The sequence below is a fragment of the Burkholderia sp. 22313 genome (assembly GCF_052045245.1).
Lineage (GTDB): Bacteria > Pseudomonadota > Gammaproteobacteria > Burkholderiales > Burkholderiaceae > Burkholderia.
The window spans coordinates 179099-187922 of sequence record NZ_JBQEON010000008.1; the positions used below are offsets into that span (position 1 = coordinate 179099).

The 8824-nt window shown below is 66.1% G+C and carries 7 protein-coding genes and 2 tRNA genes; 8 read left to right on the forward strand and 1 reads right to left on the reverse strand.

The window, feature by feature from the left end; all coding sequences use genetic code 11:
- Positions 1-53: 53 nt before the first annotated feature.
- The 4 genes from ACTJKF_RS09520 to ACTJKF_RS09535 all read left to right on the forward strand — a co-directional run bounded on the left by ACTJKF_RS09520 (position 54) and on the right by ACTJKF_RS09535 (position 3004).
- Positions 54-1276 (forward strand): IS3 family transposase gene (locus ACTJKF_RS09520; RefSeq protein WP_440623306.1). Its coding sequence is split into 2 segments (ribosomal slippage): positions 54-419 and positions 422-1276, totalling 1221 coding nucleotides; the frame shifts between segments, so codons are not numbered across the junction.
- 179 nt (positions 1277-1455) lie between these two features.
- Positions 1456-2448: an aliphatic sulfonate ABC transporter substrate-binding protein gene (locus ACTJKF_RS09525; RefSeq protein WP_440623307.1), complete on the forward strand. Its 993-nt coding sequence runs from the start codon at positions 1456-1458 to the stop codon at positions 2446-2448.
- A 113-nt stretch (positions 2449-2561) separates the two neighbouring features.
- A tRNA-Leu gene (locus tag ACTJKF_RS09530) sits at positions 2562-2648 on the forward strand.
- Positions 2649-2917: 269 nt separating this feature from the next.
- Positions 2918-3004, forward strand: a tRNA-Leu gene (locus ACTJKF_RS09535).
- A 71-nt stretch (positions 3005-3075) separates the two neighbouring features.
- Here ACTJKF_RS09535 and ACTJKF_RS09540 read toward each other — a convergent pair.
- Positions 3076-3555 carry an Ohr family peroxiredoxin gene (locus ACTJKF_RS09540; protein ID WP_440623308.1) on the reverse strand — a complete coding sequence of 160 codons (480 nt, stop codon included), beginning with the start codon at positions 3553-3555 and terminating at the stop codon, positions 3076-3078.
- Between the two features lie 383 nt (positions 3556-3938).
- Here ACTJKF_RS09540 and ACTJKF_RS09545 point away from each other — a divergent pair, with 383 nt between their 5' ends.
- The 4 genes from ACTJKF_RS09545 to ACTJKF_RS09560 form a co-directional block, all read left to right on the forward strand.
- Positions 3939-5186: an ROK family protein gene (locus ACTJKF_RS09545; protein ID WP_440623309.1), complete on the forward strand. Its 1248-nt coding sequence runs from the start codon at positions 3939-3941 to the stop codon at positions 5184-5186.
- Complete coding sequence (locus ACTJKF_RS09550) at positions 5173-6726, forward strand: sugar ABC transporter ATP-binding protein (protein ID WP_440623310.1); 1554 nt, start codon at positions 5173-5175, stop codon at positions 6724-6726. The genes ACTJKF_RS09545 and ACTJKF_RS09550 overlap by 14 nt, the downstream gene beginning before the upstream one ends.
- A 40-nt stretch (positions 6727-6766) precedes the next feature.
- On the forward strand, positions 6767-7804 hold the full coding sequence (locus ACTJKF_RS09555) for an ABC transporter permease subunit (protein WP_440623311.1): 1038 nt from the start codon (positions 6767-6769) through the stop codon (positions 7802-7804).
- Between the two features lie 87 nt (positions 7805-7891).
- The coding region (locus ACTJKF_RS09560; protein ID WP_440623312.1) for an ABC transporter substrate-binding protein at positions 7892-8824 on the forward strand (933 nt) is incomplete at its 3' end.

The following is an 8824-nucleotide window of genomic DNA, read 5'->3' on the forward strand; positions in this document are numbered from 1 at the left end:
TGACCCGTCCTAGAATAGGTTGACACTTTTTCGCCGAAGCGAAGAGGTGCCAAGTGGAGCAAGGGAACAAGCGGACGCAGCGGGACTACAGCCTGGCTTTTAAACTGTCGGTGGTGGCGCAGGTCGAAAAAGGCGAACTGACGTACAAAGAGGCGCAGCAGCGCTACGGCATCCAGGGACGCTCGACCGTACTGGTATGGTTACGTAAGCACGGCTTGCAGGATTGGGCCGATCCATCCGGCCGTGCGCGATCGGGTTGCACCATGCCAAAGCCAGACTCAAAGCCACTCACACCGGAGCAGCGCATCAAGGAGTTGGAGACGCAGTTGCGCGAGGCGCAGGAGAAAGCGGCGCTGTTCGAGGCCGTGCTCGACGTGATGCGCAAGGACTACGGGATCACCGTAAAAAAGCCTTCGGGCAGGTCGTTGCGCAAAAGCGGATCGAAAAGCTGAGCGTCGAGCGAGCCTGCCGCTACATGGGCATCAGTCGCCAAGCGTATTACAAGCGATGTCGCAGCGAGGCGCGCCGCTGCTCGCAAGCCGAGACCGTGACGGCATTGGTGCGCGACGTGCGACTGCGCCAGCCTAGGCTTGGGGCACGCAAACTGCATCACCTGCTTGGGCCGGCGTTGGTCGAGCGCGGCATCAAGCTGGGGCGAGATGGGCTGTTCGATGTGCTGCGCGCCGCGCGACTGCTGGTCGTGCCGCATCGGGCGTATCACAAGACAACGCAAAGCCACCATCACTTCCGGCGCCATCCGAATCTACTGAAACCCGGGCCGGATCAAATCGTGCCGAGCGGCCCCGAGCAGGTGTGGGTAGCCGACATCACGTACCTACCCACAGCGGGTCGGTTTGTGTATCTGAGCCTGGTCACGGATGCGTACTCGCGCAAGATCGTTGGACATCACGTTCACGACAGCCTGCAGACCGAACAGGTTAGCCAGGCGTTGAAGAAGGCGTTGCGCAGGCGCCAGAGCCGCCAGCCATTGATCCATCACTCCGATCGCGGGGTGCAGTACTGCTCGACCTACTATCAGGACATCCACCGGCGCCACGGCCTGCGCTGCTCGATGACGGACGGCTACGACTGCTATCAGAACGCGCTGGCCGAGCGAATCAACGGCATCCTTAAGGGCGAGTTCTTGTTGCAACGTCCCGCCGACCTTGCTCAGGCCGTCAAGATGGTCGAGCAGTCAGTGCGCATCTACAACCAGGAGCGGCCACATGCCGCCCTGAAATACAAAACGCCCGATGCGGTGCATCGGGCGTTTTAGCGCTTGGATACTGTCAACCTATTCCAGGACTTGACATCATCCGGCCTCCCGCTGCGCGCACCGGCCACGCCATATGCCGGCCACGCCGATCGATAGCAGAATTCATCGTTTATCGATTGCCTTCCCCGTTGGTACGTTAGCTCCCTCGCTTTCAACGAACCCAACGAGGACCTCGCACCATGACGTCGATGAACCGCCGCGCGTTTGCGCGCGCGATGCTGGCCGCCGGCCTGAGCGCCACCGGCATCCACGCGCACGCCGCCGAGAACACGCCATCCGCGCTGCGCATCGGATACCAGAAATCGTCGACGCTCATTACGCTGCTGAAGACGCGCGGCACGCTGGAGCAGTCGCTCGTACCGCTCGGCCTGCGCGTGTCGTGGCATGAATTCGCGAGCGGCCTGCCGCTGACCGAGGCGCTCAACGTCGGCGCGGTCGATTTCAGCGCCGACGTGGCCGACACGGTTCCCGTCTTCGCGCAGGCCGCGCATGCGCGCTTCGTGTACGTCGCGCAGGAAGCGCCGTCGCCAAAAGCACAGGCCATCATCGTCAAACGCGACAGCGCGCTGCGCACGCTTGCCGATCTGCGAGGCAAGCGTATTGCCGTCACGAAGGCTGCCGGCAGCCACTACCTGCTGCTTGCCGCACTCGCACGCGCGAAGCTCGCCCCTGCCGACGTGGCCATCCACTATCTGACGCCCGCGGATGGCCGCGCGGCGTTCGAGCGCGGCAGCGTCGAGGCATGGATCACGTGGGATCCGTATGTCGCGTCGATCGACACGGATCCCGACGCGCGGATTCTCGCCGACGGCAACGGGCTCGCTTCCTACCAACGCTATTACCTTGCGTCGAGCAGCTTTGCTGCCGCGCGCCCCGACATCATCCAGATCGCGTTCGACCGGCTGTCGCAAGCCGGTACGTGGCTGCACCAACACCCGCAGGCGGCCGCCACGACCCTCGCGCCGATCTGGGGACTCGACGCGAAGACGATCGAGCGCGCCAATGCACGACGCAGCTATCTCGTGCGCGCCGTCGTCGCCCAGAACTTCGGCGAGCAACAGACGATCGCCGATACGTTCCTCGCAGCCGGCTTGCTGCCTGCCCGCGTCGACACCGGCGAAGCGCTGCGCTGGGATTTCGCGGCAAGGCGTGCGAATCCGATCGGCGCGTGATGCCCCGACCTGGCAACGCGCGAATATTTTTACCGTCATCGATCAAATAGTATTGACAGCCCCCCTCAGACACGCTACAATAGCGGTCTTCGCATTGCAGTACAGCGAAACGTGCCCAGGTGGCGGAATTGGTAGACGCACTAGGTTCAGGTCCTAGCGGTGGCAACATCGTGGAGGTTCGAGTCCTCTCCTGGGCACCATCTGTTTTTGAAAAGGTCGGCTTTTAGCCGGCCTTTTTTCATTTCCGGCGCCGGATCGAGAAGCGCGTCCGCGGTGCATGCATTTATCCGCCCGCCCCGACGTCACGACGCAATCGACGATGCACGTCGCTCCGATCGTTGCGATGCACGCCATCCTTCAGCCCCGCGAGCAAGCAGCCCAATTATTTTCGTTCGCGACCTCAAATTGTGTTGACAGATCCCTCAGACACGCTAGAATAGCGGTCTTCGCACTGCAGCAAGCGAAACGTGCCCAGGTGGCGGAATTGGTAGACGCACTAGGTTCAGGTCCTAGCGGTGGCAACATCGTGGAGGTTCGAGTCCTCTCCTGGGCACCATCTGATTTTGGAAAGGCCGGCTTTTAGCCGGCCTTTCTTCATTTCCGCTTCCGGAAACGCGACATCGCGACTCACACCGTTCCGGTGACACGCACGGCGTGTCGAATCCCCTCCCTCGCCATCTTTGCGTAAGGACAGATCGCCTCGGTCTGCGCAACGAGTTCGCGCGCATCAACCGCGTCGACACCCGGCATGCTGACCTCCAGATCGAGCGCGATCGCAAACCAGCCATCCGCCGGATCACGCTGAAACGTTGCGCTTGCCGAGATCGCCAGATCACCCGGCAATCGAATCCGGCGCTTCATCGCAACCAGCGTCAACGCGCCATGGAAACACGCGGCGAAGCCGGCCGCGAATAACTGCTCCGGATTCGTGCCGCCACCCGCGCCGCCCAGTTCAACCGGCAGCCGCAACGACACGTCGAGCTCGCCGGCTGCAGAACGCGCACGTCCGGACGAGCGTCCGTGAGCCGATTCGCCGCCGGTGACGGTCACCGTCGCCGTGTAAAGCGGCAGCGGTTCGCTGCCGGTGTAAGGATCGAGCAGCGACATCGAAGGCCGCGTCGGACGATGCATGGACTTTCTCCCGGAAACAAACGCGGGACGACTTCCGCCGCACCACGTCGAATGAACGCGCGACGCAGCCGGCACCACATCGCCGGCCCCCGCAGGCGTCGCCCTCTTCGAACTGCCATGGCGCAGCAGCCCGACGGGCAATCGTGACGTTCGGCGGCCAGCAAATCCATCAGACGAATCCGAAATCTCGGCCTCGCAACGCACCGCGCTCCTTCAGCGCCCTGAAACCCAAGCCCCACCTTCCTTTCTTGCCGAAGCCGGGATTTCCCTAGGCTGACATCCCGTCGCTCACGCTGTTAAATAAATCAACGTGATTTATTTAATGCGTCGGGAGCCGGCGCAACAGGGAGGGAGGCGCCATGAGAAGTCCGCACATCGGCCAGGGAAGCAATTCGGCCAACGTGCGCCGTTACAACGAGCGCCTGCTGTTGAAGACGCTGCGCCGTGCCGGCAGCGCGTCGAAGGCCGATCTCGCCCGTCTCGCGAACATGACGGGCACGGCGGTCGGCAGCATCATCGCGTCGCTCGCCGATGCGAAGCTGATCGAATTCGCCGGCCGTACCGAAGGCCAGCGCGGCCAGCCGGCGTCGCTGATCCGTCTCGATCCGCGCGGGGCGTTCGGCATCGGCGTCCATCTCGACCGGATGCGCATTGAAACTGCGCTGGTCAATTTCGCGGGCGACGTGCTCGGGCGCCGCTCGCACGACACACTGCTCCCCCCGCCCGCCGACGTGCTCGAGATCGTGCGGCGCGACATCGACGCGATGCAGGACCTGCTCCCCGAGCACGAGCGCGCGCGCCTCGCGGGCGTCGGCGTCGCCCAGCCGTACAACCTCGGCGCGTGGATGCGCGAACTCGGCCTCGCGCCCGACACGTTCCGTGCGTGGGAAGACGTCGACTTCGCCAGCGACCTCGGGCGCATGCTGTCGCTGCCCGTGTTCGGCGAAAACGACGGCAACGCGGCCGCGATCGCCGAACTGTTCTACGGGTACGGCCGGCAGTGCGACGACTTCGTGTACCTGTTCATCGGTCCCGCGATCGGCGGCGGCATCGCGATCGACGGCGATTGCCTGCGCGGCGTGACCGGCAACGCAGGCGACATTGCCGTCATTCCCGTCCCGCCCAGCCGGCTGGCGTCCGCGCCGCCGCCGCGTGGCCCGTGGGACATCCTGCTCGCCCGCGCGTCGCTGCATGCGCTCGTGCGCCACCTGCGCCATCACGGCACGACAGTCGAGAACCGTGCCGACCTCGAAGCGTGCATCGCGCGCGGCCTGCCGGCGGTCGACGAATGGATCGACGACTGCGTCGACGCGCTCGCGCCGGCATTGCGCGCGGTGCTGTGCGTCGTCGATGCGCCGGTGGTCGTGCTCGACGCCGATACCGACGCCGGCCTGCTCGATGCGGTGACGACCCGCCTGCGTGCGGCGCTCGTCGCCACCGCGCCGGAGGCGCGCGGCACGCCGACGCTGGTGCGCGGCTCGTTCGGCGCCGACGCCGGTGCGATCGGCGCCGCGACGCTGCCGATGTTCTTCAATTTCTCTCCGCGGGCCGGCATCCTCAAGGGCGCCCGCACCGAATCGCAGGAGGTCAACCATGTCGCGTACTGAGTCGCCCCGGCCGTTGCTCGAGATGCGCCGGATCAGCAAGACGTTTCCGGCCGTGCGCGCGCTCGACAACGTCAGCCTGACCGTCTACCCCGGCGAGATCCATTCGCTGATGGGCGAGAACGGCGCAGGCAAATCGACGCTGATGAAGATCCTGTCGGGCGCCTACCGCGCCGATGCCGGCGGCGAGATCCTGATCGACGGCGAGCGCATCGACGTCGACGGCCCGCTCGCCGCGCGCGATGCGGGCGTCGCCGTGATCTACCAGGAGCTGTGCCTCGCCCCGAACCTGACCGTCGCGGAAAACATCTACGTCGGCCGCGAACTGCGGCACGGCAACCGGCGCTGGGGCACGATCGACCGCGCGGCGATGGCGCGCGGCTGCCAGGACGTGCTCGCGCGTCTCGGCGCGCCGTTCGGGCCCGACACGCTCGTCGGCACGCTGTCGATCGCCGAACAGCAGCTCGTCGAGATCGCGCGCGCCGTGCACACCCGCGCCCGCATCCTCGTGATGGACGAACCGACGACGCCGCTGTCCTCGCGCGAGACCGAGCACCTGTTCGGCCTGATCCGGCAACTGCGCGAGGAAGGTCTCGCGATCATCTACATCAGCCACCGGATGGCGGAGATCTACGAACTGTCGGATCGCGTGTCGGTGCTGCGCGACGGGTCGTACATCGGCACGCTCGAGCGCGACGCGCTGTCGGCCGAGCGGCTCGTCGCGATGATGGTGGGCCGCGACATCTCCGGTTTCTACAAGAAGGAACACGCACCGTACGACCCCGGCCACCTGCTGCTGTCGGTGCGCGACATCGCCGACGGCGAGCGCGTGCGCGGCTGCAGCCTCGACCTGCATGCCGGCGAAGTGCTCGGCATCGCGGGGCTCGTCGGCGCGGGCCGCACCGAGCTCGCGCGACTGATCTTCGGCGCGGAGCCGCGCACGCGCGGCGACGTGAAGCTGGGCGAGCGCGCGTTCGGCGCCCATTCGCCACGCGAATCGATCGACGCGGGCCTCGTCTACCTGACGGAAGACCGCAAGCGCCAGGGCCTGTTCCTCGACATGAGCGTGCGCGACAACATCAACATCGCCGTGTGCAACCGCGATGCACGGCTCGGCGCGCTCGATCTCCCGCGCGGCGCCGAACGCGCACGCGACGCGATCGCATCGCTGTCGATCCGCGTGCCGCACGCGAACGTGAACGTCGGCGCGCTGTCGGGCGGCAACCAGCAGAAGGTGCTGCTGTCGCGCCTGCTCGAGACGAAGCCGCGCGTGCTGATCCTCGACGAACCGACGCGCGGCGTCGACATCGGCGCGAAGTCCGAGATCTACCGGATCATCAACGAACTGGCCCGCGCGGGCGTCGGCGTGATCGTGATCTCGAGCGAACTGCCGGAGATCATCGGCGTCGCCGACCGCGTGCTCGTGATGCGCGAAGGCGAGATCGCCGGCGAACTCGGCGGCCACACGCACACCCCGATCACGCAGGAAGCGATCATCGCGCTCGCCACCGGCTCGCAAGCCGAACTCGCCGACGCGCACTGACCACGGCCCCTTCATTTCCCTCTTCATTCAAGGTACCGAAATGATCAACCCGACCAAGCAGCGGAACCTCGCTTCCGCGCCGGCCCAACCGGTCGCCAACCGCACGCCGCTGATGCGCGGCGCCGATCATCGCGCGCGCATGCAGTCGCTGCTGCGCACCGCCGGCATGCTGCCGGTGCTGCTGGTCCTGTGCATCGGCTTCGGCTTCCTGACCGACGGCTTCTTCACGCTACAGAACCTGTCGATCGTCACGCAGCAGGCATCGATCAACATCGTGCTCGCCGCCGGCATGACCTTCGTGATCCTGACGGGCGGCATCGACCTGTCGGTCGGCTCCGTGCTCGCCGCGTCGGCCGTCGCCGCGCTGCTCGCCTCGACCCTCCCCGGCTGGGGCTGGCTCGGCGTGCCGTTCGCGCTCGCCGTCGGCCTCGTGTTCGGCGCGATCAACGGCGGCCTGATCTCGTTCCTGCGCCTGCCCCCGTTCATCGTCACGCTCGGCGCGATGACCGCCGTGCGCGGCGTCGCCCGCCTGATCGGCAACGACACGACCATCTTCAACCCGCAACTGCCGTTCGCGTTCATCGGCAACGGCACGGTGCTCGGCGTGCCCTGGCTCGTCATCATCGCGGTCGCGGTGATCGCGCTGTCGTGGTTCATCCTGCGCCGCACGGTGCTCGGCATGCGCATCTATTCGGTCGGCGGCAACCCGGAAGCCGCACGGCTGTCGGGCATCAACGTGCGGGCGATCCAGCTGTTCGTGTATGCGGCATCGGGCCTGCTCGCCGGTCTCGGCGCGGTGATGTCGGCCGCCCGGCTCTACGCGGCCAACGGCCTGCAGCTCGGCCAGTCGTACGAGCTCGACGCGATTGCCGCGGTGATCCTCGGCGGCACGAGTTTCGTCGGCGGCGTCGGGTCGATCGTCGGCACGCTGATCGGCGCATTGATCATCGCGGTGCTGACCAACGGCCTCGTGCTGCTCGGCGTGTCCGACATCTGGCAGTACATCATCAAGGGGCTCGTGATCATCGGCGCGGTCGCGCTCGACCGCTATCGCCAGCGCGACTCGGCCCGCACCTGATACCGCTTCCCTCGCTGTTCAACCATCGGGGCGCAGGCAGGTCCTCCTGCGCCCGTTTGCCAACGGACCTTCCGGAGACACAACGACATGTTCAAGCACCACGCCGCCCTGACCGCCGTCGCCTGCGCACTCGCCTTCGGCGCTGCCGCCGCCCATGCCGCCGACAAGCCGCTGAAATCGATCGGCGTCACGGTCGGCTCGCTCGGCAACCCGTACTTCGTCACGATCGTGAAAGGCGCCGAGGCCCGCGCGAAACAGCTCAGTCCGAACGCGAAGGTCACCGCGGTGTCGGCCGACTACGACCTGAACAAGCAGTTCACGCAGATCGACAACTTCATCTCCGCGCACGTCGACATGATCCTGCTCAACGCGACCGACCCGAAGGCGATCGAGCCGGCGGTGAAGAAGGCGCAGGCGGCCGGCATCACGGTCGTCGCGGTGGACGTCGCGGCCGCGGGCGCGAACGCGACCGTGCAGACCAACAACGTGAAGGCCGGCGAGCTGGCATGCGACTACCTCGCGAAGAAACTCAACGGCAAGGGCAACGTGATCATCGAGAACGGCCCGCAGGTGTCGGCCGTGATCGACCGCGTGAACGGCTGCAAGGCCGTGCTCGCGAAGAATCCGGGCATCAAGCTGCTGTCGAGCGACCAGGACGGCAAGGGCTCGCGCGAAGGCGGGATGAACACGATGCAGGGCTACCTCACGCGCTTTCCGAAGCTCGACGGGGTGTTCACGATCAACGACCCGCAGGCGATCGGCAGCGATCTCGCGGCGAAGCAGCTGAACCGCCCGAACATCGTGATCACGTCGGTCGACGGCGCGCCCGACATCGAGGTGGCGCTGAAGTCCAACACGCTCGTGCAGGCGTCGTCGAGCCAGGATCCGTGGGCGATGGCGCAGCAGGCCGTCAACGTCGGCTACGGGATCATGAACGGCCGGAAGCCGGCCAACCCGATGATCCTGATCGAGCCGACGCTCGTCACGCGCGACAACGTGAAGGACTACAAGGGCTGGAGC